22 protein-coding genes and 2 pseudogenes are annotated in these 22,366 nt (G+C 68.9%); 11 read left to right on the top strand and 13 right to left on the bottom strand.

What is annotated here, in order from left to right; all coding sequences use genetic code 11:
- Positions 1 to 467: 467 nt before the first annotated feature.
- Positions 468 to 2,672: a hypothetical protein gene (locus ACLF6P_RS27045; RefSeq protein ID WP_415953790.1), complete on the bottom strand. Its 2,205-nt coding sequence runs from the start codon at positions 2,670 to 2,672 to the stop codon at positions 468 to 470.
- A 714-nt stretch (positions 2,673 to 3,386) separates the two neighbouring features.
- Here ACLF6P_RS27045 and ACLF6P_RS27050 point away from each other — a divergent pair.
- Positions 3,387 to 3,752 (top strand): annotated as a pseudogene (locus ACLF6P_RS27050) (hypothetical protein); the annotation flags it as partial.
- A gap of 543 nt (positions 3,753 to 4,295) precedes the next feature.
- Positions 4,296 to 4,565, top strand: a complete 270-nt coding sequence (locus ACLF6P_RS27055) for a helix-turn-helix domain-containing protein (protein ID WP_415953792.1) — start codon at positions 4,296 to 4,298, stop codon at positions 4,563 to 4,565.
- 9 nt (positions 4,566 to 4,574) lie between these two features.
- Here ACLF6P_RS27055 and ACLF6P_RS27060 read toward each other — a convergent pair whose 3' ends face one another.
- Both ACLF6P_RS27060 and ACLF6P_RS27065 read right to left on the bottom strand, forming a co-directional pair.
- Positions 4,575 to 4,766 (bottom strand): hypothetical protein, encoded by a 192-nt coding sequence (locus tag ACLF6P_RS27060; RefSeq protein WP_415953794.1) that lies wholly within the window; start codon positions 4,764 to 4,766, stop codon positions 4,575 to 4,577.
- Positions 4,767 to 4,882: 116 nt separating this feature from the next.
- A pseudogene (locus ACLF6P_RS27065) lies at positions 4,883 to 5,545 on the bottom strand (helix-turn-helix domain-containing protein); the annotation flags it as partial.
- A gap of 40 nt (positions 5,546 to 5,585) precedes the next feature.
- Here ACLF6P_RS27065 and ACLF6P_RS27070 point away from each other — a divergent pair.
- Positions 5,586 to 6,059, top strand: coding sequence for a hypothetical protein (locus tag ACLF6P_RS27070; protein WP_415953796.1), 474 nt, complete (start codon positions 5,586 to 5,588; stop codon positions 6,057 to 6,059).
- 82 nt (positions 6,060 to 6,141) lie between these two features.
- Here the strand turns inward: ACLF6P_RS27070 and ACLF6P_RS27075 are convergent, their stop codons facing one another.
- The gene (locus ACLF6P_RS27075; protein WP_415953798.1) at positions 6,142 to 6,270 is read right to left on the bottom strand and encodes a hypothetical protein; all 129 of its coding nucleotides are present in this window, start codon (positions 6,268 to 6,270) and stop codon (positions 6,142 to 6,144) included.
- A gap of 262 nt (positions 6,271 to 6,532) precedes the next feature.
- Here ACLF6P_RS27075 and ACLF6P_RS27080 point away from each other — a divergent pair, with 262 nt between their 5' ends.
- Both ACLF6P_RS27080 and ACLF6P_RS27085 read left to right on the top strand, forming a co-directional pair.
- Positions 6,533 to 7,144, top strand: a complete 612-nt coding sequence (locus tag ACLF6P_RS27080) for a hypothetical protein (RefSeq protein ID WP_415953799.1) — start codon at positions 6,533 to 6,535, stop codon at positions 7,142 to 7,144.
- Between the two features lie 66 nt (positions 7,145 to 7,210).
- Positions 7,211 to 7,426, top strand: coding sequence for a hypothetical protein (locus ACLF6P_RS27085; RefSeq protein WP_415953801.1), 216 nt, complete (start codon positions 7,211 to 7,213; stop codon positions 7,424 to 7,426).
- Here ACLF6P_RS27085 and ACLF6P_RS27090 read toward each other — a convergent pair.
- From ACLF6P_RS27090 to ACLF6P_RS27105, 4 genes are all read right to left on the bottom strand, one after another.
- Positions 7,402 to 7,620, bottom strand: a complete 219-nt coding sequence (locus ACLF6P_RS27090; protein ID WP_415953803.1) for a hypothetical protein — start codon at positions 7,618 to 7,620, stop codon at positions 7,402 to 7,404. The two genes, ACLF6P_RS27085 and ACLF6P_RS27090, sit on opposite strands and share 25 nt — an antisense overlap.
- 50 nt (positions 7,621 to 7,670) lie before the next feature.
- Entirely contained in the window at positions 7,671 to 7,955 is a 285-nt protein-coding gene (locus tag ACLF6P_RS27095) for a hypothetical protein (RefSeq protein ID WP_415953805.1), read from the bottom strand.
- On the bottom strand, positions 7,952 to 8,539 hold the full coding sequence (gene ku / locus ACLF6P_RS27100; RefSeq protein WP_415953807.1) for a non-homologous end joining protein Ku: 588 nt from the start codon (positions 8,537 to 8,539) through the stop codon (positions 7,952 to 7,954). Before ku ends, ACLF6P_RS27095 begins: the two co-directional genes overlap by 4 nt.
- Before the next feature lie 252 nt (positions 8,540 to 8,791).
- Complete coding sequence (locus tag ACLF6P_RS27105; RefSeq protein WP_415953808.1) at positions 8,792 to 10,885, bottom strand: HEAT repeat domain-containing protein; 2,094 nt, start codon at positions 10,883 to 10,885, stop codon at positions 8,792 to 8,794.
- Positions 10,886 to 11,101: 216 nt separating this feature from the next.
- Between ACLF6P_RS27105 and ACLF6P_RS27110 the strand changes: the two genes are divergently transcribed.
- The 6 genes from ACLF6P_RS27110 to ACLF6P_RS27135 all read left to right on the top strand — a co-directional run bounded on the left by ACLF6P_RS27110 (position 11,102) and on the right by ACLF6P_RS27135 (position 19,627).
- Complete coding sequence (locus tag ACLF6P_RS27110) at positions 11,102 to 14,584, top strand: DNA polymerase III subunit alpha (protein WP_463315327.1); 3,483 nt, start codon at positions 11,102 to 11,104, stop codon at positions 14,582 to 14,584.
- Positions 14,581 to 15,597, top strand: a complete 1,017-nt coding sequence (locus ACLF6P_RS27115; protein WP_415953809.1) for a DNA polymerase Y family protein — start codon at positions 14,581 to 14,583, stop codon at positions 15,595 to 15,597. Before ACLF6P_RS27110 ends, ACLF6P_RS27115 begins: the two co-directional genes overlap by 4 nt.
- Before the next feature lie 124 nt (positions 15,598 to 15,721).
- Entirely contained in the window at positions 15,722 to 16,357 is a 636-nt protein-coding gene (locus ACLF6P_RS27120; protein ID WP_415953810.1) for a hypothetical protein, read from the top strand.
- Positions 16,358 to 16,456: 99 nt separating this feature from the next.
- Positions 16,457 to 16,735, top strand: a complete 279-nt coding sequence (locus ACLF6P_RS27125) for a DUF6192 family protein (protein ID WP_415953812.1) — start codon at positions 16,457 to 16,459, stop codon at positions 16,733 to 16,735.
- Between the two features lie 119 nt (positions 16,736 to 16,854).
- Positions 16,855 to 18,615, top strand: a complete 1,761-nt coding sequence (locus ACLF6P_RS27130) for an SIR2 family protein (RefSeq protein ID WP_415953814.1) — start codon at positions 16,855 to 16,857, stop codon at positions 18,613 to 18,615.
- 259 nt (positions 18,616 to 18,874) lie between these two features.
- Positions 18,875 to 19,627 (top strand): membrane lipoprotein lipid attachment site-containing protein, encoded by a 753-nt coding sequence (locus tag ACLF6P_RS27135; protein WP_415953816.1) that lies wholly within the window; start codon positions 18,875 to 18,877, stop codon positions 19,625 to 19,627.
- On the opposite strand, the gene ACLF6P_RS27140 is transcribed toward ACLF6P_RS27135, so the two are convergent.
- From ACLF6P_RS27140 to ACLF6P_RS27160, 5 genes are all read right to left on the bottom strand, one after another.
- Entirely contained in the window at positions 19,576 to 19,962 is a 387-nt protein-coding gene (locus tag ACLF6P_RS27140) for a hypothetical protein (protein ID WP_415953818.1), read from the bottom strand. The genes ACLF6P_RS27135 and ACLF6P_RS27140 overlap by 52 nt on opposite strands.
- Positions 19,963 to 20,232: 270 nt before the next feature.
- Positions 20,233 to 20,514 (bottom strand): hypothetical protein, encoded by a 282-nt coding sequence (locus ACLF6P_RS27145; RefSeq protein WP_415953819.1) that lies wholly within the window; start codon positions 20,512 to 20,514, stop codon positions 20,233 to 20,235.
- 82 nt (positions 20,515 to 20,596) lie between these two features.
- Positions 20,597 to 20,887 carry a DUF6087 family protein gene (locus ACLF6P_RS27150; protein ID WP_415953821.1) on the bottom strand — a complete coding sequence of 97 codons (291 nt, stop codon included), beginning with the start codon at positions 20,885 to 20,887 and terminating at the stop codon, positions 20,597 to 20,599.
- A 13-nt stretch (positions 20,888 to 20,900) separates the two neighbouring features.
- On the bottom strand, positions 20,901 to 21,284 hold the full coding sequence (locus tag ACLF6P_RS27155) for a hypothetical protein (RefSeq protein WP_415953823.1): 384 nt from the start codon (positions 21,282 to 21,284) through the stop codon (positions 20,901 to 20,903).
- Positions 21,281 to 22,267: a hypothetical protein gene (locus ACLF6P_RS27160; protein WP_415953824.1), complete on the bottom strand. Its 987-nt coding sequence runs from the start codon at positions 22,265 to 22,267 to the stop codon at positions 21,281 to 21,283. The genes ACLF6P_RS27155 and ACLF6P_RS27160 overlap by 4 nt, the downstream gene beginning before the upstream one ends.
- Positions 22,268 to 22,366: the final 99 nt, after the last annotated feature.

Here is a 22,366-nt window from a genome sequence, read left to right on the forward strand (position 1 = left end):
TTCGCCAGGATCGTAACCCTGGCATCAGGGACTCCACCAAACGCAGTGCAGCTCATGAAGCAGGCTGTCCGACAGGCGGTCAGGTAAGCGAAAAGTGCCTCTGACCAGCGAGAATGAGGATTGCTGAGGTCCTTGTTCCCGCTCCTGTCGGAGGCACTTTCCAGGTGAAGCAGCCTACCGGGTCCTACCCCCATGTCCGTGGCGCCGCATCCTCCGCCTCGCCCGCCACTGGCCCTGGACCGGCGAGATCACCGCCGCACTCGAACGGCTTGCGCTCCTACCCAACCCCGGCTGACCAGCGGATCCGCCTGTCCCTACGAGAAGAGGACCCAACCCGGAGCAGTGGAACCCGGCGTCCACCCGAGGCGACACTCGGGCCCTCGGAATGCCCGCCATCAGCCACCGAAAGCGAAACGGTCCACCGACTCCGTCGGCGGACCGTCATGCAAGATCGAGGTTAGGCACTGTTAGGCAGCGACACAACCGTCCCGGGAGCAATTGGCGGCGGCCTTGGACAGATAGGTGGTGCCGCCGTCGTCGGACACCCAATAAGTGATCCGGACGCTGGTCGCGCCACCCTCCACAGAAGAGAAGTCGATCGTCTGCGGCCCGAAGTCGCGGTCCCCTCCGGAAGCGCAGAACTTGCTCGACGTGGCCCGGCCGTACGACACGCCGGCCCCGGTGGCGATGAATTCGACGTAGCGGCAACCGCTCGCAACGTGGTTGTTGCCCTCGAAGCTGACAGACCGGTTGAGCCAGGTCAGTGCCCCCGTGGCCACACTGTTGCCATAGGCCAGGCGAAACTCGGTGACCGGGTCCCGCGAAGAGTTCTCGCAGCCGTCCCGGGTGCACTTGACGACGCCCTTCGTCGCGTAGGTACTCCCGACGTCCTCCAATATCCAGTAGGTGATCTGGACGCTGGTCGCGCCGCCCTCGACGCTGGAAAGGTCGATCGTCTGTGGTCCGAAGCTGCGGTCCCCTCCGGAAGCGCAGAACTTGCTCGACGTGGCTCGGTGGGTCGATCCTTCGGCCCCGGTGGCGATGAATTCGACGTAGCGGCAACCGCTCGCAACGTGGTTGTTGCCCTCGAAGCTGACAGACCGGTTGAACCAGGTCAGTGCCCCCGTGGCCACACTGTTGCCATAGGAGAGATGAAACTGCGTCACCTCGTCCTGGGACGAATTGACGCACGGGTCACTGCTCAGGGTGCATCTGACGACGCCCTTGGTGGCGTAAGTGGTACCGCCGTTGTCGGATACCCAGTAGGTGACTTGGACGCTGGTCGCGCCGCCCGCAACCCCGGAAAAGTCCAGCGTGCCCTTGAAGGGACGGATCCCATCGGATTCCATGCCCACGCACAGCGGACTCGAGGTGCCTCTCCTCGTCGATCCGTCCGCGCCCGTGGCAATCACCTCGACGAAACGGCAACCGCTCGTGACACGGTTACGGCCGCCGAACAGCACCGAGCTGGTACGCCATTCCAGGTCCCCGGTGGCGGCGCTGTTGCCGTAGGACAGGCTGAAATCGGGCTGAGCCTGTTTGCCGTTCCAGGCGGGCGGGCCCTGCGGCTTCAGGCCGGGGGCCACTGTGTCGAAGATTCCCCAGTAGTACTGGTCCCACGCGCTGTCCGGCTCGCCGTCGGCCGTGCTCACGTGGCTGAAGGCCTCGGCACCCACCCAGCCCCGGAACTTCCCCTGGTCGTCGATGATCTGCAGCATTGGTCGCGGATGTGAGTTGTACTGATAGCAGTCGGCGTTGCCCGCCAGGAGCATGCACCAGTACTCCTCGGTGTTGCGTCGCCCGCCGCCGATCTCCGCGATGTACCGGACCCGGTCGTTGTCAGGATTCTTGTCGTCAGAGCAGCTTGTACCGTGCTGAACGAAGCCCAGGCAGGCGACGTCCGCGCACTTCTGCCAGGGATTGGCGGCGTTGTCGCCGCCATCTCCGCTGAACGTCCAGTTGCCGCCGGCCCACTCCCGGTCGAGCTGCTTCCGGTTGACCCGCACGAAGGTGCCCTTGTACTGCAGATCGTTGTAGTCGCTGTCGGTGAGCAGCTCGTTCATGCTCACCCGGCTCTCCGAACCCAGGCTGTAGGTGCTGCCGTACCCGACGCCGAACGTGGCGTCGTAGCTGCTGAAGACGCCCGCGGCGGGGGCTTCCGCACTCGGGTCTCTGGCGGTACCCGAGTTGGTGTAGTACGTCGGACTCGTGATACGAGCCACGCCCCCCGCCAGGCCGACCTCCAGGTTCCAGGTCTCCCTGAGGTCGGGGGTGTCGTCGCCGTTCCTGTCCGTTTTCCAGGTCACGACCACCCGGCCGGAGCTGTCGTAGTCGAATGTGCCGCGGTACCCGCCTGTCGGATCTCCGTCGAAACCGTCGACCGTGCGGACGTAGCAATGAGGCACGGGCCAGTCGCAGTCCGCCTTCACTGTGTTGACCCGCTCGGGCCGGTCGCTCTCCTTCCACAACCAGTAGTTGGTGACCACTGTGCCGTCTGTATCGAAGACGTAGTAGCCGAGCCGGACCCAGTTCCCAGGATCCTTGCCGCTGTCCAAGCCCCCCACCGACACGACCCAGTTCGGCTTGCCTCCGGGTAGCTGCATGGAAGCCGCCTGCGCGGGGCTCCCGGCCACCAGCATCGAGGCGAGCACGGCGAGGACGCTGAGCAGCACCGCTGCGCCTCTCTGCGTGGCTTGTCTGTATGTGCGGCCCTTCATGGTCCCCCTCGCAATGAGATCAGCTCAGTCAGCGGATCATAGACAGGAGGCTCGGCGGCCCTGTCAGCTGGCCCGGTGGCCGCTGCGGATCCGGGGGTCGGCGAGGGCCTCGATCGTTTCGGTGTCGTGCGCGCGCAGCGCCTCCAAAATCGTCGCGAGCGCGGTAGGCCTGGGAGGTGACTATCTCGGCGGGGTTCTCGCCGTGCGAGGAACACCGGCACCATCAGCGACGCGATCTTCCCTTGCCCGGGGAGATGCGCAGGGCGCGGCCGATCATTTGCACGATGTCGACCATCGAGCCGCGGTCATCGCAGAAGGCGACCGAACTGGTGCCGTGCGTCTCGTACGTTTACCGAATGCCGCTGTGTGAGAAGTGCCGCTGAGGCGGCACTTCACGTGCCCGTCACGTAGGGTGAGTCGAGGAGCCCAATCCTCACGGCTACTCCCGTGGGCGATCGGGCAGGCGGCCGCCTCCACCACTATCACCCGTACTCTCATCTGCTACCTGAGCTTGTTCCGCTTTGACGGACACCATCGGTGTGGTGGTCAGGCCGCGAGGGCGGCCTCGTAGTCGGCCGGACTGCGGCAGCCGAGGCTGCTGTGCAGCCGCTGCAAGTTGTACCAGCTTTAGATCCACTCGAATATCGCGGTGCGGGCGGCGGCCCGACTGGGCCAGGGGCCTCCCGGGCACTGGCCTGGCTCGGAGCGGCCGTGTTCCTCACTATCGTTCTGCTGATGGCCTTCGGCCTCGCCCAGGACACCCCGAAGCAGACCGCGACCGGCACCGTCCCGGCCGGAGGGGGCAAGGTCACTTTCGAGATCGACAAGGACGACCCCCGGAACCCCACTGGCAGCCGGTTCACCGGCGAGCGCTTCGAGGAAGCTCTGAACGTCACCCTCAACTCGGTGGTCTTCCGCTCCTCCGGACAGGACCTGACCACCGGCGGCGCCTACATCGAGATGACCTCCCGCCTGACCGAACCCGTCCTCCTCGGCCTGGCTGTGCTTGCCATCCGTAACCGCGTCAAACGCTGACGGCCTGGGGCGGTGCTGAGGTGGAGCGCCCGCCCGGCATGTCTGTCCCTGGAGCAGGGCCTACCGGGAGCAGGTCACGGTAGGCCCGTTGTCCATCTCACCTTCCACGGGGCCGACTCGCCGCCGCCCTCGCCGAACAACAAGTCCATGGACTCCACGAGGTCTTCGGGCAGTCCGCGTACGGGCGTCGTCGCCTCTCACCTCGAGGTGCGCGCGTCGAGCTCCCACGTGCCGGAGGAGCTGTCCCCGCCGCCCTGGCTGACCTCTATACGTTCACGCACACGTTCGAGGGTGACGCCGTGCTCAAGTCGGCGACCTTCGAGGGTATTGCCTGGTTTGAGAGGGTGGTATGCGAGTTGCCTTGTATCTGACTCTGTTATGGGATGGGCGTGCAGATCAGGGCCGTTAACGAGTGCCGGTTGCATGGCGAGGACGAACAAATCGACTGGGATTCGGCCCGGCGGGCGTGTTGCCTTGGCCCGGTGCCCTGGCATGGGACCGAGCAAGAGGGCCCCGGTCCGGGCTCGGCGCCATACTGCGGTCATGAGTGGAGAGGATTCGACACGGCTGGCGAGAGCCCTCATCGAGTTCCGTGAGGCCGAAGGCATCTCGGAGCGTGAGCTCGCGCGCCGCACCTGGCTGAGTGAGGCGACCATCAGGACCTTCGAACGCGGCCGTGGGGACCTGCCCACCCCGACCGTTGCCCGAAGCTTCGAGGAACTCCTCGGCTGGGCTCCGGGCAGCATCAAGACCGCGCCGTCCGAGGCGATGGGGCTTGAAGCATCGGTCGATTCGGCCAAGGACCTCGAGTAGGCGTGCTGGTCAGGGCTGAATTCCGGGCGATTGCGGTCGCGGCCTGGTGCACAGTCCTGGCTCGGTTTCGGCCAGGATTTCGCGGTCGGCCAGCCGCTTGAGCTTCAGGCGGACGTTGTTGATGTTGTTGGGCGCGGCCGTCAGGTCCATCGCTTCGCACACCTGCCGGGCCCGCAGCGGGTGGTCGGCCGCGGTGAACACCGCATGATCTGCTGGTAGGGCGGATGATCCGGTAGCATCGGTGCCGGCGGCGCGGGCGGCCCGGGGGGACCGCGACCGGCACCGTCCCACTGATGCAGGTCGGCGATGGCCCGGGTGCGGCGCCTGTCCTCGTGCTTGCCGCCGCGTTCGGCCCACTTCTTCCCGGGTGGGACATCAGGTTGAGTGGTCCGAACTCGTTCAGACAGAAGACGACTTCGGGATCGCCGGGCTCCGGTATGACCTCGCCGTCGGCGATCGCGTAGAGGTGCTCGACCCTCGCCTTCTTGGCCGCGTAATCCGGGTCTCGGGAGGTCTTCCAGGTCTTCAGGCGTTGAAAGGAGACGCCTTCCTCGCGGAGCAGGATGCGCAGGCCCGAGTGGCTGACGTCGTCGACCACCCCCTCGGCGACCAGGAAGTCCGCCAGCTTGGTCAGACTCCAGGTTGAAAAGGGCAGGTCGTGCTCGGTCGGCTTGGACTTCGCGATCTTCTTGATCTCGCGTCGCTCGAGCAGGTTGAAGGTCCTGGGCCGGCCGCCCTTGAACTTCGGATACAGGGAGTCGAAGCCGTCGGTGTTGAAGTTGTGGATCATGTCCCCGGACTCGGTCCGCGCTGGTGAAGGTGACTTCGGCGATCTTCGCTATGGGCATGCCTTGGGCGGACAGCAGGACCATCCGGGCCCGCCGCCAGATCACCACCGAACCGGTGCCGCGGCGGATGATCCGCAGCAGTTTGCGGCCCTCGTCGTCATCGATCTGCCGCACCCGCACCTGTCCCGCCACGACCTCGAACAAAGCGGGCGTGGGCCGTAGGCTGCGGACGGTGACCTACGACATCATGTTCCTGCGGGTGTTCCCGGGCCGTACCTTCGACGAGACCCTGGAAGAGATCAACTCCGCCTACGACTCGGATGCCGACCTCAAGCCCATGAGCCTGACCCGTGACCAGCGGGCCGCCTGGGACAGGCTGATACAGCGGATGTCGCGGGAGGTGGGTCCGGTCACCACCGAGGAGTACCCCTACAGCCTGACCCTGTGGCGTGACGGGCCGGCCGGTCATCTGCAGCTGGACTACGCGGGGGACTCGGCCAACATCGAGATCCCCTATCGCTACCCGGGGCAGCAAGCACTACCGATCATGGCGGAGGCGTATCAAATCGCGCGGATGCTCGAGGAGGAGAGCGGCCTCGAAGGCTACGACTACGAGGCCGATCAGCCCGTCCGGACCGGCGACAGCGACGTAGCGGCAGTCAAGCTTGGCGGCATTGCCGGCTGGGCGCAGGAGCACCTCACCTGATCGGCGAGAGGCCCTACCCATGATGTCACGGAGGGCGAACGAACGTTCTGCCGGGCTGTGCTCGGTGCGTACCGATACTGCTCTACGCGGTGTGCGCGCTCTTCTTCGCTGCGGTCTTCTTGGCCACGGCCTTCTTCGCGGTCTTCTTCGGGAGTTCGTGGGCAGTGCCTGCCCTGCTGCTCTTCGCGCGGGACTCCTCGGCCTTCTTCACGCTCGCCTGCAGCGCAGACGCCAGGCTGTGAGCGGGATGCCGAAGGCTCCGTGGTGGTGCCCGGCCCTCGTGAAGCCGGGCACCACCACGGGCCAACAGCCAGGGCGCCAGGCCCCTCGGGAGGAGGGAGGGGCGGCTTCGACCAACAAGGGGGCGGTGGTCCTGTACGCCGTCCCACCGCCAAGGTAGGAGCCCCTCCCGGAAGCTCCAGGGCTGTCTGAAGTTGGACTGGCGAGGCAGACGGCGCGGCACCATGACTGTCATGGACCTTTCCGGAGTTGCCGCAGTGATTGCTCTGCTCAGCATCCCTACGAGTGTGCTGATCGCTCGCTGGCAGATGCGTACGGCACTGGCACAGTCGGAAGCGAATCATCGTGCGGCGATGGAGGTCGCGGCAGCCAACCACCGTGCCGCGTTGGCGGTCGTGGACGCCAACCACCGCAAGGCCGGTGAAGCCGCAGAAGCAAGTCACGCGAGGGCTCTGGAACTCGCCGCTGAAGCCCACCGCAGTGCCAGCGAGATGGCCCAGCAGCAAAGAAACTCGGAGCATCGACGGTGGATGACGGAATCCAGGAGCGCCGAGTACAGAAACTTCGAGAACACCTTGGCAGAGTTCCGCCGAACCTTCCTGGCCCATCAATCCGATAGCGAAGACCTCGTGGACGTTCTTGCCGAGCTTCACCGGAGCCGCTACTACATCGGCCATCTGGGGTCTGACGAGGTCATCAGCCTTGTCGAACGCATCGACCTGCTGTGCCAGTCGCTTGCGGTACATGTCGAGCCGGGTGAGCGTGCCGAGTGGTGGCGAACGCGGATCAGGCCACTGCGGGCGGAATTGAGCGAGGCGGTCAAGCGATCACTCATTGATTCGTGACAGTCCGCCTCAGGCTAGCGCGAGGTCGTCCGCGGCGTATGACCTGCTTGCGCATAGGATCGGTGGGTGGCGATTGACCTTCCCGATGATCTGATTGAGCTGGAACGTTCCGCCTGTGCTGCGATCCAGGCGGACGCACTGACCGTGGACATCGCGCTCGCGGTGCAGCATCGGATCGGCGCGGTCGCGGCCGCGGTCGCGGCCGAGGTGCCCCGGCTCGACGTCGAGATGCAGCTGAAGAAGCTGGACCGCCACCCTCAGCCGGAGGCCGAAGCGGCCTGAGTCACGGCCATGCCCTCAGGCTCGCTCGTCTCCGTGTCGACGAGCGTGATCCGGACGCCGTCGCGGTGCCCGTAGCCACCAACCTCGGCGGCGAACTTCCGCTCCGCGGTTCCACGGACATGCCACCATCCCTGTGCGACGGTCCGGCCGTCGATGACGAGGGTGAGCCGGTACCGGCCTGCCGTATCGGGCATAGCGCCCCTCCCTTCTGCCGCACTGTGCTCGGCGCGGACCCGATACTGCTCTATGCGGTGCGCGCGTTCTCCTTCCCGGTGGTCTTCTTCGCCGCGGTCTTCTTGGCTGCCTTCTCTGCGGGCGGCTTCTTCTCGGTGCGCGGGCCGAGGGCGTGCACGCTTGCATCGTCCTCGGCTTTCCCGCGGCTGGCCCGGGCGGAGCGTACGGACTGCTGCAGCGCGGTCATGAGGTCGACGACCTGACCGGCGGGCTCGGCCTCCTCGGCGGGCTCGAGGCGCCGCCCCTCGTGCTTCGCGGCGATGACGTTCCTCGAGCGCCTCGCGGTAGGCGTCATGCAGGTCGTCGAGGTTGGTGGTGCTGAGCTGGTCGATGAGCCGCCCGGCCTCGGCGAGCTCGGGCTTCGGAAAGCTGCACCTTCGCCGTGGGAGCGAGGCCGGAGGGCGACCGTAGTTCGTCGGGCCAGCGCATCACGTGGAGAGCGATCGCGTCGTCGATCACTCTGAGCAGGCCGAGGCGTTCGCGTTCGCCGCGCAGCACGAACTTGACCACCGCGACCTTCGCGCTGCGCTCGAGCGCCTTGCGCAGCAGGACGTACGGCTTGACCGCGACTTGGCCGTCGCACGCGAGGAAGTAGGTGGCGGCGCCGATCTGCAGCGGGTCGATCGACTCCGCCGGCACGAACGCGCTGATCTCGATCGCGCGCACGGACGCGAGCGGCAGGCTGTCGAGATCGGCGTCGGTGATCTTTACGAGCTCACCGGTCGCGGTCTCATACGCGCGGCCGATGTCCTCGGCGCGGAGCTCCTGGCCGTCGAGCTCGCACACCTTGCGGTAGCGGATCCGCCCGCCGCAGCCGTTCGCGGTGTGGATCTGGCGGAACGAGATTGCGTGGTCTTCGGTGGCCTTCTCGATGACCACGGGCACGGTGACCAGGCCGAAGCTGATCGCCGTCTTGGTGAGGGGGGCGCGGCATGGTCACCTCCCGGGGGCTTGGATCTTCACGGTATGTCGTTTTGTCATCGTCTGCCTTGTGTGACCTCGCGCCTGCTGTATGGCAGGGATCTTGTGCCGTGCTGGCCCGGTGAGTGTCGGGAGGAAGCCGTGCAGGTGTCCGCGGGCGCGGCCGGGCCCTGATGGGGTGCCGGCCGCGCAGTGGGTGGTGCCGGGTGTTCAGGCGAGGCGCGTCACGATGGCCTGACAGGTGGTCTGGAGTTCTTCGTCGTTGTCGATGCGCTGGGCGTGGCCGCTGCGGCGGGAGAGCGCCAGCTCTTCAAGGATCCGGGGAAGTGCGGGGGCTGCGGCTGGGCCCATGCGGTTCAGGCAGGCCACCACGTAGTTGGAGGTCGACCAGTTCTTCTCCCATGCGCCGAGCAGCGTTTCGACGACGGTGGGAGCTTCGGCTTCGCCGCCGATGTCGAACAGCGCGGCTGCGGCGTGGATGCGGGTCCATTCGTAGTCGGCGGTCAGCAGGGCCCGCAGACGCGGCAGCACGATCGCTGCGGGTGGGCCGATCCGGCCCAGAACATCGGCCGCCCTGTGGCGCTCGTGGGTGTCGAGCAGGTCGTGCAGGGCCGGCACCACGGTTGCGGGGTCGCCTTGGAGTTCCCACCGTGCGGCAGTGGCGGCTGTGCGGAGGTGGATGTCCTCGACGTCGGTGAGTGCGCGGACCATATCCAGAGCCGATGCGGCCGCAGCGCCGAAGGAACCGAGCGTTTCCAGGGCGGCGGCCGCGGTGCGCTCGTTGCCCCGGTCGAGCGCGGCGGTGAGGGCATCGGTGATCGCGGGTAGGGCCGCAAGATCGCCGAGGGCGGCGAGCGCGGACAGCACGGCGTGGGTGCTTGATCCGAAGCCGTCCTGGGAGAAGTCCGCCACGGCCAGGTGCCGGGCCAGCCGGGGCACGAGAGCACCGGCGGCCGGACGCAGGTACCGGACGGCCTGCACGGCACGCCAGGTATCGACATCGTCGTCCAGCGCGGTGAGAAGGCAGGGCAGCGCGCGCAGGTCACCGAGGCGGGCCAGGGCGAGGACGGCTTCCTGGTGGGCGCGTCGCAGCAGCGGCTGCGGCGCCGCCCACACGCGCGAGCCGTATCTCGTGCGCTGCGCGGCCACGAAGGTGGCCAGGGCTTCACGGGCGGGCTCGGACACGGGGGCGAGAGCCCGGAGAGCCTCGGCAGCCGCGGTGGTGGTGTAAGGGTCCTCGGGCAGCAGGCAGCTTGCGAGGAGGACGACGAGAGCGGTGTGGTCACCGCGCCACGATTGGATCAGCTCCTGGGCCATGCGTATCGCGTCGTAGCGGACGGCGTGATCCCCGCCGCCGAGCTGCTCGGCGAGCAGGGCCGTGCGCTCGGGCACGCGGGCATCGAGCACACGATGCAAACTCCGCAGCAGAGGCGTGGTCGGAGCATGGACGCGGTGATGGTGCTCCAGGTCCTCGAAGGCGGCGGCTATCTGAGGCGGGCAGTCCGGCACCGCCGCTGACGCGGGGGCCTCCTGCCCGTCCTCGGCTGCGTGCATATTGTCGCCGGGCGTGATCTGCAGCGTGACTTGCCGGAGCAAGGCGACAGCCCGCGGCACGAGATCCCGCTCCAAGTTCCGCGGAGTGCAGCGGGTGCGGTGGACGAGCGCGGCCAGCCGGATGTCGGCCGGCGTTATCTCGTCGGTGGCCAGGGCATCCAGCCACGCTGTGGCGGCGGCGTGGACGGCAGGCAGCCGCAGGGCGAGATCGGCCGCCGTCCGGACGATCGACAGCCGCTCCACGGTCCCGTCCTCCGCCGGGAGTCTGCCGCGCAGGACCTCCAGCGCCAGGTCGGCGTCCTCCACGAACAGGCCGAGTCCCTCGATTGCCGCGCAGCGCACCGACGGGTCCGGGTCGGCCGCGTGGCGGATGAAGGCGTCGGCATGCGCACGCATGTGGGCGACGACGTCCGCATGCGCCGTCGACTCGGTGCCGTCGGGCGTGATGTAGACCGCGTCGAGGTCATGGTCGGCTGCTTCGCGCCCGATGCTGAGCAGCAGCTCGACCACCGCGGCCCGGTCCGGCGTTGCCGGATCGTCGGCGGCCGCGAACAGGAACGGCAGGCTCGCCGCCGTGCATGGATAGACGTCCCCCTGGTGATGGGCCGCACCGTAGAAGTCCCCGAACGCCTTGTTCCGGACCTCGGGATCCGACGACACCATCTCCCGCAGCCATACCGGAACCTCATAGGCCGGCCCGTACGCATGGCTCATCGAGGCCCAGTCGACGCCATCAAGTTCGTTGATCATGGACGGCACTATGGCGGACCGCACTGACAGCAAGCCCGCCGACGGCCGGAGCCGGGCATTCCGCAGAGTGCTTCCGCGGCGCGGGTTGGTCACCCGGCCGAGGGGATCCCCTCTCGCCGTATTCGTGCACAGAGGGCTCAGGCGCTACGTGGTTCGAACAGATTTTCGAACATTTGGGTTCGAGTGGCGTCGTGGAGAGGAGGACGGAGGCATGGCGTGGCCTGCGGTTTTACGCATCTGCATGTCGCTTCCGGGTTCTCGATGCGTTATGGCGCCTCCCACCCCGAGGCCCTCGCCGAGCGTGCGGCGGAGCTCGGGATGGGTGCGCTGGCGCTGACCGACCGGGACAATGTCACCGGCGCCGTGCGGCACGCGAAGGCCTGCCTTCAGGCCGGTATCCGGCCCCTGTTCGGTGTCGACCTCGCCGTCGCCCCCACCGCGCCGCCGTCCGGCCGCCGCCGCGTACGGACCCCGGTGCGCGGTGGTGCGCATGTTGCGGAGCCGCAGCTGCGGGCGACGCTGCTGGCGCGTTCGGCGGCCGCCTGGGCGCGCCTGTGCCGTCTGGTCTCCGCCGCACACACGACCCCGAACCGTGACGGCTTCCCGGTGGCCGGCTGGGACATGCTCAACGAGCACCTCGGCGACGACGTCCTGGTGCTGCTCGGCCCGGCCTCCGAGCCGGTGCGCGCGCTGAGCGCCGGCCGCCCCGACCTCGCCGAGCAGTTCCTCTCCCCCTGGCAGCAAGCCGCCGGCGATAACCTCCGCCTCGAGTGCGTCCACTACGGCCTGACCGGACTCGGTCCCGGATCCTTGCGCCTGGCCGCACACACCCTCACCCTCGCGGACCGCCTCGGCACCGAGGCGGTCCTCACCAACGCCGTCCGCTACACCGACCAGGCCCAGTACCGGATCGCCGACGTCCTGGACGCGGCCCGCCTGCTGCGCCCGATCGACCGGCGCGCACCGCTGGACCCGGGCGAGCGGTACCTGAAGCCTGCGACGGCGATGGGCGAGATCGCCGGGCAGATCGCCGCCTGCGCGAGCGCCCCGCCCGGCCGTGCCGCCCGCCTCCTGGCGGCCACCGCCGCTGCCGCCGAGCAGTGCACCGTCGACCCGGTCCGCGACCTCGGCTTGGGCGGCCGCTTCTTTCCCGAGCCGCACATCGTCGGCGCCGGCAACGCGGCCGGCGACGACATGCGGGCGCTGCGCGAGGGCTGTACCACCGGCATGACCGCCCGCGGCCTCGACGGCGACGTGCAGGCCATGCACCAGCTCGAGTACGAGCTCGGCGTCATCGAACGCCTCCACTACGCGCCGTACTTCCTCGCCGTCGCCCAGGTCGTCGCGGACGTACGGGCCATGGGGATCCGGGTGGCCGCCCGCGGCTCGGGGGCCGGTTCCATGGTCGACCACGCGCTGTTCATCGCCACCGCCAACCCGCTCAAGCACCGGCTCCTGTTCGAACGGTTCCTCTCCGAGCGGCGCACCTCACTGCCGGACATCGACCTCGACGTCGAATCGGCCCGCCGCCTGGAGGTCTACGACCGCATCTTCGAACGGTTCGGCACCGAGCGGGTCGCGGTCACCGGCATGCCCGAGACCTACCGCGCCCGCCACGCCCTGCGGGACACCGCGCTCGCGCTCGGCATCGCCCCGCAGACCGCCGGCAAGATCGCCAAGGCGTTTCCGCACATCCGCGCCTGCGACATCCGCTCCGCCCTCACCGAGCTCCCCGAACTGCAGCAGCTGCGAACCGAGGCCGACGCGTTCGGACCGCTGTGGGAGCTCGCCGAAGGCCTCGACGCCCTGCCCCGCGGCTTCGCCATGCACCCATGCGGCGTGATCCTCTCCAACACTTCCCTGCTGGACCGCCTGCCCGTACAGCCCGCCCCCGGCGGCGCCTACCCGACGGTGCAGATGGACAAGCACGGCGTCGAAGACCTCGGGCTCCTGAAGCTTGACGTGCTCGGGGTGCGGATGCAGTCCGCGATGGCGCACGCCGTCACCGAGATCCGCCGCACCACCGGCCGCCACCTCGACCTCGACTCACCCGACCACGTCGACCCCGCCGACCGAGCCACCTTCGACCTCATCCGCGCCGGACGCGTCCTGGGCTGCTTCCAGATCGAATTGAGCGGGCAGCAAGATCTCATCGCGCGGCTGCAGCCGCGTCACATGCAGGACGTCATCGCCGACATCAGCCTCTTCCGCCCCGGCCCGGTCGCCGGCGGGATGCCCGCCCGTTTCATCGCCGCCCGCCACGGCCATGAACAACCGCACTATCCGCACCCCGACCTCAAGCCGATCATGGACGACACCTACGGAGTGGTGATCTGGCATGAACAGATCATGATGATCCTCGCCACCATGACCGGCTGCGACCGCGCCGCCGCCGACGTCGCCCGCCGCGCCCTCGCCGACACCGACCGCCTGCCCAAGGTCGAGCAGTGGTTCCGCGCCTGCGCGGCCGAGCGCGGCTACGCCGCAACCGTGGTCGACGATGTGTGGGGGATCATCAAGGAGTTCGGCGCCTACGGGTTCTGCCGCGCGCACGCCGTCGCGTTCGCAGTCCCCGCGGTGCAGTCCGCCTGGCTCAAGACCCACCACCCGGCCGCGTTCTTCGCCGGCCTGTTCGAACACGACCCCGGCATGTGGCCGATGCGCGTCCTGACCCAGGATGCCAAGCAGCACGGCGTGCCGATCCTCCCCGTCGACGTGAACGCCTCCCGCACCGTCCACAGCGTCGAGAACACCCCACACGGCTTCGGTGTGCGGCTCGCCCTGTCCACCGTGCGCGGCATCACCAACATCGAGGCCGCCCGCATCCAAGCCGCCCAGCCCTACACCAGCCTGCAGGACCTCTGGCTGCGCGCCCGCCCCTCCCTCCCGCTCGCCCAACGCCTCATCAAGATCGGCGCGCTCGGCACGCTGCAGGGCGAGCTGACCCGCCGGGACCTGCTCCTGCACGCCACCGAACTGCACCGCTCCACCCGCAACCGCGCGGCCGCGGTCGACGGGCAACTCCCACTGGACGGCCACACGGACACCGGAGCGCCGGCCGGGCTGCCGGACATGACCAGCCGCGACGTCATGAGCGCCGAACTCGACGTCCTCTCCCTCGACGTCACCCGCCACCTCCTCGAACACCACCACCGGCTCCTCGCCGAACTCGGCGCGACCACCGCCAGACAACTCCAGGCACTGCACCCCGGCCAGCAGGTACTCGTCGCCGGCGTACGGGCCGCCACCCAGACCCCGCCCATCCCCTCCGGAAAGAGGGTCATCTTCGTCACCCTCGAAGACGGCACCGGCCTGACCGACCTCGCGTTCTTCGAAGACTCCCACCCGGCCTGCGCTCACACGGTCTTCCACTCCGGGCTGCTCCTGGTCCGCGGCACCGTCGAGAAGCGCGGCAACCGCCGCACCGTCGTCGGCCAGATGGCCTGGGACCTCGACCACGTCGCCACCACCCGCCGCGACGACGGCCCCGAAGCCGCCCTCCAGCTCCTCGGCCGCACCACCCCCGCCCCCACCCCGCCACACACCACCACCGAGGCCCCGGCGCCGACGGCCGGCCGGGCACTAAAGGACGGCACCGCGGGCGCGAAACTCAACGCCTGGAGCGACCTACAGCCCGCCGGCACCCGGACCGCGGACGTACGCCGCCTCGGCCACCGCTCACCCGGATCAGCGGGGTGACCGCCATGACCACCGCGCCCCGCTCCATCCTGCGCATCCAGCTCCACGACCTCGGCCCCGGCGACCAGGAACCGTACGAAGACGCGCTCGCGCTCCTTCGCGGCCTCACCCCGCACGTGATGGCCCTGCCCCCCGACGCCGCCGACGCGGACATCACAGGCGCGCTGCGCTTCTTCGACCGCGACACCGAAGGCCTCGCCGCCATGACCGCACTACGCCTGGCCGCACACCTCGGCCTGCGCGCGACCATCGGCGCCGGCCCCAACTGCATGCTCGCCGCGATGGCGGCCGCCGCCACCCCGCCCGGCCAGATCACCGTCATCGCCCCCACACCGGAAGCGGTGGCTGCGTTCCTCAACCCCAAACCCGTCGCCGCCCTGCACGGCGTCGGCCCCGCCACCGCCCGCACCCTGGCCGCATACGGACTCCACCGCATCGCAGACCTGCTCACCACCCCGCCCGGCACGCTCACCCGCATCCTCGGCAAGACCACCGCGTACCAGCTCGCCGAGCGCGCCGCCGGCCGCGACCTGCGCCCCGTCACCACAGCTACCGCGCCCAAATCCGCCGGGTTCTCCCACGACTTCCCGTACGACGAACTCGACCCCACCGTCCACCGGCGCGCCCTCCTCGGCCTCGCCGAGCGCCTCGGTCTTCGGCTGCGTACCACCGGCCAGATCGCCATACGCCTCGCACTGACGCTCACGTACGCTGACCGCACCTCAACACAGCGCTCCCGCACCCTCGACGAACCCACCGCACACAGCCCCGCCCTCACCGCGCTCGCCTACGACCTCCACGGACGCCTGGGCCTGCAGCGCGCCCGCGTCCGCACCATCGCCCTGCGCGCCGAAGCGGCCAGCGCCGACCGTGCAACCCAGCAACTGCTTCTGGACCCCGCCGATGAGAAGCGTCGGCACATCGAGCGAGCTGCTGATCGGGCCCGCGCCCGCTTCGGCGACGGCGCGGTACGCCCAGGAACCCTCGCCCGTCCGGCGTGGTGGCGAGGCTGAGGGGGGAGCCCGCGCTCGCACCGCGGCGGCCCCAGACGCTCGTCGAGAACGTGATCGCCTCCGGGCAGGGGCAGTTTCGTGGCACAACGCCTGCGGCGGGCCCCGTACCCGGGAGACTAACGGGATGGACTCTGCGACACTGCTCGGCCTGGCTGGCATCGGCGGCACCCTTGCCGCGACCGCTTTCACCTCCTTCGCCGCTGGCCGCACCGCCCGGCAGACGGCCGAGCGTCAGGAGCGCGCCCAGGTCCGTAAGGACCGACAGGCTGCCTTCGCAGCTCTGGCCAGCGCGCTCGTCGTCTGTAACGACAGCCTCCGCCGCCTGATGGGCCACTACTTCGACGCGACCGAGTGGGATTCGTATCCATACGATGCCGCTCCCCGATACGTCCTGAGCGAGGTCGGCCAACTGCGCGCCGTGGTTGGACCGCAGCTTCAGGCCGTCACCGACGCACTGGGCTTGGTCCTGCTCGACGACCCTCATCAGGTCGGCCGCCTGGGCTTTGACGCGGAACGCACACTGCGTACCTGGTCCGGGCGGCTGGACTCCTGCGTGGACTCCGACGAACCGAGCGAGGCGTTGCTCGCCGCGCGTGAGGAAATAGAGCGCAACGCGGACCAGGCAGATCAGGCGGTCCGGGCCTTTATAGAGGCCGGCCACCGGGCGATTGCCGTGCCACCGCAGCGAACGGGGCTCTTGCGCCGTGATGGCTCCGCCCGCACCCCTGTTTGGCGAGTGAGCCGCTCGGCGCGCCGGTAGGCCGGATTCGGGTACACGCTTCGTGAATAGTTCACCTCGCGCGTCAGCGCGGCCCGCGCGTGGCGCCCCCTCAGGTACGGCTCGCGGGAGTCCTACTGCATGGCCGACCGGTTGACGCCGGAGACGACCCGGAAGCGGGTGGGCTACCACGGGCCGCGCCCGGAGACCACGCAGGACCAGGTTGAGGACGTGCACGACCTGGTCGCCGACGAGCAGGTCGCCGCGCAGATGAAGGGGAAGCTCGCTGAGGCTGGCACCACCAAGGTCACGGGCCCCGGGGGCGTATTGGTCAACAACGGCCCGGCTTGGGCGTCACGGACCGTGTGTCTGACCCTCGTCGCCGGCATCGACAGAGTCGGTGCCGCAGAGGGTGAGTAAGCGGGGCCCCTTCTTTTCGTCATTCTGACGTAAACTGGTGATGGGTGGTCAACTCCGGCCGCTCTGCTCCCGCGTGCCCAAGGAGGCGTGCCGTGGTCGATCCGTCGATGGAACCTCATGTGAATCTTGCACTCGGTCTGCGAGCCGTACCCGGGGGGTACGCGGTGCTGCTCGGCGCCGGGGCTTCCGTATCGGCCGGCATGCTTTCCGCCTGGGGCATCCAGTGCGATCTGATCCGCCAGATCGCCAGCATCGAGGGCGCCGAGATCCCTGATGGAGACGACGGTCCGTACGACTGGTACGTGAAGCGCTTCAAGCGCGAGCCGGCCTACGACACCCTCCTGGCCGACCTCTCCGGAACCAACGGCGGGCGCCAGGCGCTGCTCCGCTCCTACTTCGAACCCGACGAGACGGAACGCGAGCAGGGCTTGAAGCAGCCCGCGGACGCGCACCGCGCTCTCGCCCGCCTGGTCGCCAACGGGTACATCAGGGTGATCATCACCTTGAACTTCGACCACCTCATCGAGGACGCCCTGCGCGAAGCCGGGCTGCGCCCGACCGTCATCAGACGCCCGTCCGACCTGGCCGGGATGATCCCCCTGCACGCGCAGCGCCAGGGAGTGGTCATCCACCTCCACGGCGACTACCTCGATCCGCACAGCATGCGCAACACCCCCGAGGAGCTCAAGGAGTACGAGCAGGAGGTCGACACGCTCCTGGACCAGGTCTTCGACGAGTACGGCCTGATCATCGCCGGATGGTCTGCCAAGTACGACCCGGCCCTGGTGAAAGCCCTCAAACGCTGCCCCACCCGCCGCTTCGACACCTACTGGGCCGACCCCTACCCCCTCTCCACCACCGCCACTGAACTCCTGGACCAGCGCCAGGGCACCCACGTGCCAGCCGACGCCGACCGCTTCCTGACCCGTACCGCCGACGCCGTCACCGCCCTCGCCGAACGCAACCGCACCAACCCCCAGAACATCGCCACCGCCATCGCCACCGCCAAGCGCGAGCTGCGCAGCGACGGCCCGGCCATCAACCTCCACGACACCCTGCGCCGCGAAGCCGCCCGCCTCGCCGACCATCCGCTGCGCACGGCAACCGCCGACGTTCCCCAGCCTGATCTGGCGGCCGAGCACGAGCGACGGCTCACCGAGTGGGAGGCCGAGACCGAGACGCTGGCGGCTCTCGCCGCGGTCACCGCCTACTGGGGCAACGACACCACCGACCGGTACTGGTTCGCCGACATCGAGCGCCTCGCAACCGTCACCTGGGGTACCGGGCAGAGGGCACTCAACGACCTGCGCCGCGCGCCGGCCACCCTGCTCCTGCACAGCGCCGGTGTCGCCGCCGTTGCGGCCGAACGCTGGCCGCTGGCGGCCCGCCTCCTCACCGGCCCCCGCACCGAGGACATCATGAGCAGGGTCGACATGCCCGCGGCGGCCCTGCTCGGACCCGAAACGGTTCTCGGCCAGCACACCTCCGCAGCCCGGGCACACAGGTACCTCAAGCCCATCTTCACCGGGCACGTGGTGGCCAACCAGAGCGCCTTCACCGAGGCGTGGGAGCGCTTCGAATACCTGCGCCTGCTCGTCCAGGAGGACGCCGGGAACGACATCAGTACGCCGCACCTGTTGGTCTCCGGAATGCGCGGCGAGTACCGTCCGCTGGCATCCCAGTGGCTCGAGCGTGAACTCGCATCGGGCGACCAGCACCCGCTGCTGCACGCCGGTTTCCTCGGCGGGGACCTCGACCGGGTCACCACCGCCCAGAAGACGGTGGACGCCCGTATCTCCGAGTGGGTTGACCGGATCGACTCGACCACCAGCAGAGTGGTCAGCAGGTTCGGGCCGTTCTATCCCGACGAGCTGAGCTGATCAGGGCTGACGAACACCGGGGCCGCCACCGACAAGGTGACGACCTCCGAGTACCCCCGAGTGAGCCAGCCGCAGTCTGACCTTCGGAGCAGACCGGCCGTGTTGACCACGAGCGCTGCCCGCGGGACGTGCGTCACGCAACTGCCGCCGAGGTGACACACCACTGAAGGCATCATCTCTTTGCGGAGTACCATGCACGCCCCCACCTTCCAGACGAAGGCGGGACACCAGACTCTGATGCCGACGCCTGCGGGGGGACATGAAGAGGATCGTGTTTGCGCTACTGGCAGTGGCGGCGTTGACCGGCTGCACCAGTGAGCCACCACGCACCAGCGCAGGGAGGGGAGAGGCAACCGTCGAGAAGACGACGCCGAGCGCACCAGAGACCACAGCCGTGCCAGAGGCTCCAGCCGCCGTCACGGTGGAGATCATGTGCCTGGACGAGGCCCACTCGTCGCACTATTACTCCTCCCCCGAGGAGGCGTGGCCAGCCAAATACAACTCGTGCGAAGGCGACGCCAGCGCAGGGGAGATGACGGATCTCCAAGCGAAGGCGGTTGATGCCGCCTACGGGGACGAAGCCGGCATCAGCAGCCTCGGAACCCTGTACGGCATATGCGCCGAGGCCGGACCGGAGACCCTGAACTACCTCGACATTGCCGGAAATCCTGCGCAGATCGCAGAGGTCAAGGGAGCCCTCATGCTGTGCCCACGCCACCCCCTGCGAAAGAAGATCGACAAGGCCCTGGGTGAGGCAGCCCAGCGAAACGATCTGAAGGCCGAAGGAAAGATTTTCGGCGGCGGCATACACCTGGTCGGCAAGGAGATCAAACCGGGCACTTACTACACCTCAGACGTTGAGGGCTGCTACTGGGAGCGAACGGACGCCAACGGCGAGATCATCGATAACTATTTCACCAACGCGGCGAAGCGGGTTCAGGTAACAATCCGCGCGAGCGACTACTCCTTCAGCAGCGACAACTGCGGCCAGTGGCAGCCCGTCGGCACGTGACGAAGCTGTGCCGAATTCTCCCGGCTGTCTGCTACTGCCTGCCATGAGGATTGCCCGTCCGGCGACGGCACCAGTTTCTGCCAGAACGAGTTCGAACGCTGCGGGATGTGCGCCGACCGAGCTGCCCCGGCGTCGACTGCGGGGACATCCGCGATGGCTGCCAAGGCGTCAGCCGCAGCGAGGCTCTGAGCGAGGAACCGCAGGTGGAACGCATCCTTGGTCGCCGCGGTGATCCTCTCCAGGCTGTGCCGGGCCGTGCGGCCCTTCTCAAGGGGGCCGGCGGCCCAGTGAGAAGGGTTGCCGAACACGGGCGCCGCGTGGGTGCGGGCGGACATGAACGAATCCCTACCGGGCAGGAGCTGGCCCTCGGCGGTGCCGTCGCCTGCCGCGGTCAGCAGGGCGCGGGCGTAACTGTGCAGCCAAACCGACAGGGTGAGTAGGATCTTCCCGCCCGGCCGGGTCCGTGCAGCAGGGACGGGGCACGGCGCGGAAGGAGCAGGCGGCCACGCTCCGGTGGAACTTCGCCTCGGGCCCGTACCTACGTAGCCGGCGGGACGCAGTACGGCCGGGGCTGGCCCATCCTTTTGTGAGGCTGCGCCTGGCATCTACCGGGAAAAGGCTGCCTGGAGAAGTTCCTCGCTCAGCCTCTTGTTTTGGACGTATGGGTTCTGGTTAGCGTCGAGGCCGAACAGTGCGTAGACGCGCTGGAGTCCTTCGTACGCGTCCTGCTCGGCCGCTACGGTGCCCCGGTAGACCGCGGCCTCATACACCGACCAGGTCGGGCGGTCGGTGTCGGCGGGCCGCACGAACTGCACCGACTGCTGGCCGATGTCACGGGTGAACAGGTCGTCCCACACGGCCGGGTCTTCGACGTCCCAGGTGGTCACCCGCGCGTCCCCTCCCTGCTGGGGCCCGACGGGGTTCGTCACGGGTCGGTTCCCCCTCCCCGTCGGGCGCGTTCAGTGTCGTCTACGAGCCTGCGGACTCGCCGTCCGGGGCGCTGGTCACCCACTCCTGCGCGGCAGCCAGGTTCGGCGCGGTGCCCGTCATCTCGTACGCGAAGCCGTTCCACGCGAGCAGGGCCCGTGCCTCGTCGGGGCGCAGGTGGCTGCCGCCGCCGTGCAGCGGCCGGTGCTTGCGCCAGACGTCCATCGGCGGCCGCCGCCGCTTGTTGTACGCGGCGAGCGGGTCGTCGGCATCGACGCGGGGGACCACGCGGGATGGCTGGTTGACTGGTCCGGGACGGGAGTGCTTGCCCATGCGCTCGATGTTCTCAGGCCGCGATCGTGGTCGGCCGGGCGGCGGCGAGATCCCGCGCCCTCGTCCGTACGTCGCAGGCCGCTGCCGTCTCGTATCGACGGGCCGCGTCCAGCAGGGTGTTGAGCCGGGAGGCCACGAGGGTGGAGTCGACGCGGGCAGCGTCGGCGAGCGCCTGGTGGGCCGCGGCGGCGCCGCGCTCGACCTCACCTTCGTCAAAGAGAGAGGCGGCGAGCCCGACCCGGTCCATGACCTTCACGCGGTCGAACCCGGGCTTGCGGAGGGCGAGCGCGTCCTCGAAGTGCACGCTTGCCGCACGGCTGCCCCGATCGAGCCCGGCGAGGTCGCGGGCGGAGACCGCACGGGCGCCGGCGTGCTCGGCGGCGTCGAAGTAGCTCACCCACTCGGGGACGCCCGTGCCGAGCCCGTCCGCGAGAAGCTCGTCGGCAGCGCCAAGATGCCGCTCAGCCTGCTGCCGGTCGCCGAGGGCCGCGTGCACCCGGCCCGTCTGGGAGGCGACCAGGGCCTTCGTCGCGGGCATCTGCGCCTTCGCCGCGGCGACGCCGAGGAGACCGAGAGCGTCGGCGGGGTGGCCGAGGTGATCATTTGGTGGGACATGCGGGTGACGATTTCCACCCCGCGGTCGCGCTGCCCGGCCTCGCCCGCCGCATAGATCCCGTAACTCCAGAACCTTTGCGCGACCGGGTAGCGGGCCGCGTCATGGCTGACCCACCCGGCCAGCGCCGCCAGATCGGCGGTCGCCGCGAAGACCCGGGTCTTCAGGCTCGGCGGGACGCCGTCCTGGACGCGGCGGGCGACTTCGGAGAGCTGGGCGACGATCGCCGACCGGTACAGGCCGCCGCCCTTGGAGGCGTCAGCCTTGGTGAAGAAGGCGGTCACCTCCTCCAGCGCGGTGACGGTGTCCGCGTCGAAGCCCTTCGTCCTGGCGTTGAGGGCGCGGGCGGTGCCGCCGAGCATCCGTTCGGCGGCGAGGATCAGCGGGGCTCCGAGGGCGAGTTTGAGGGTGTCGCGGCGGTTCATGAAGTCCATCTGCGTCCATCCGGCCAAGGTCTGGGCGGCTGCCTCGGTCAGCAGCGGGAGCTGGATGCTATCGAGCACCGGACCGGCAGCCGTCAGACCGAGATCACCGGGAGTGACCGGCTGGCCGACTGATTCCGAGAGGACCTCGGCGAGCAGGGCGGGGACCGGCGGGCGGGGCTTCTCACCGTCGATCCAGCGGCGGATACGGGTCGCGTCCGGAGCGACCTGGCGGTGACCTTGTGCTTTCGCTGCCGCATGGAGGCGGCGGGCGATCTCTCCGTGGGACAGCCCGGTCGCCGCGATCCACAGCGCCAGGTGCGGGTTGCCGGATCCGCTGGCCATCGTTGCCTCGCCTTCCCCGCGTGCGTATACGGACCGTGATAGTTCCGCCACGGTTCGCGACCCCTACGGTACTGGTCAGGGAACCTGCCGGTCACCGAT

This window comes from Streptomyces lothianensis (genome assembly GCF_047779955.1).
In the GTDB taxonomy this organism is placed as follows: domain Bacteria; phylum Actinomycetota; class Actinomycetes; order Streptomycetales; family Streptomycetaceae; genus Streptomyces.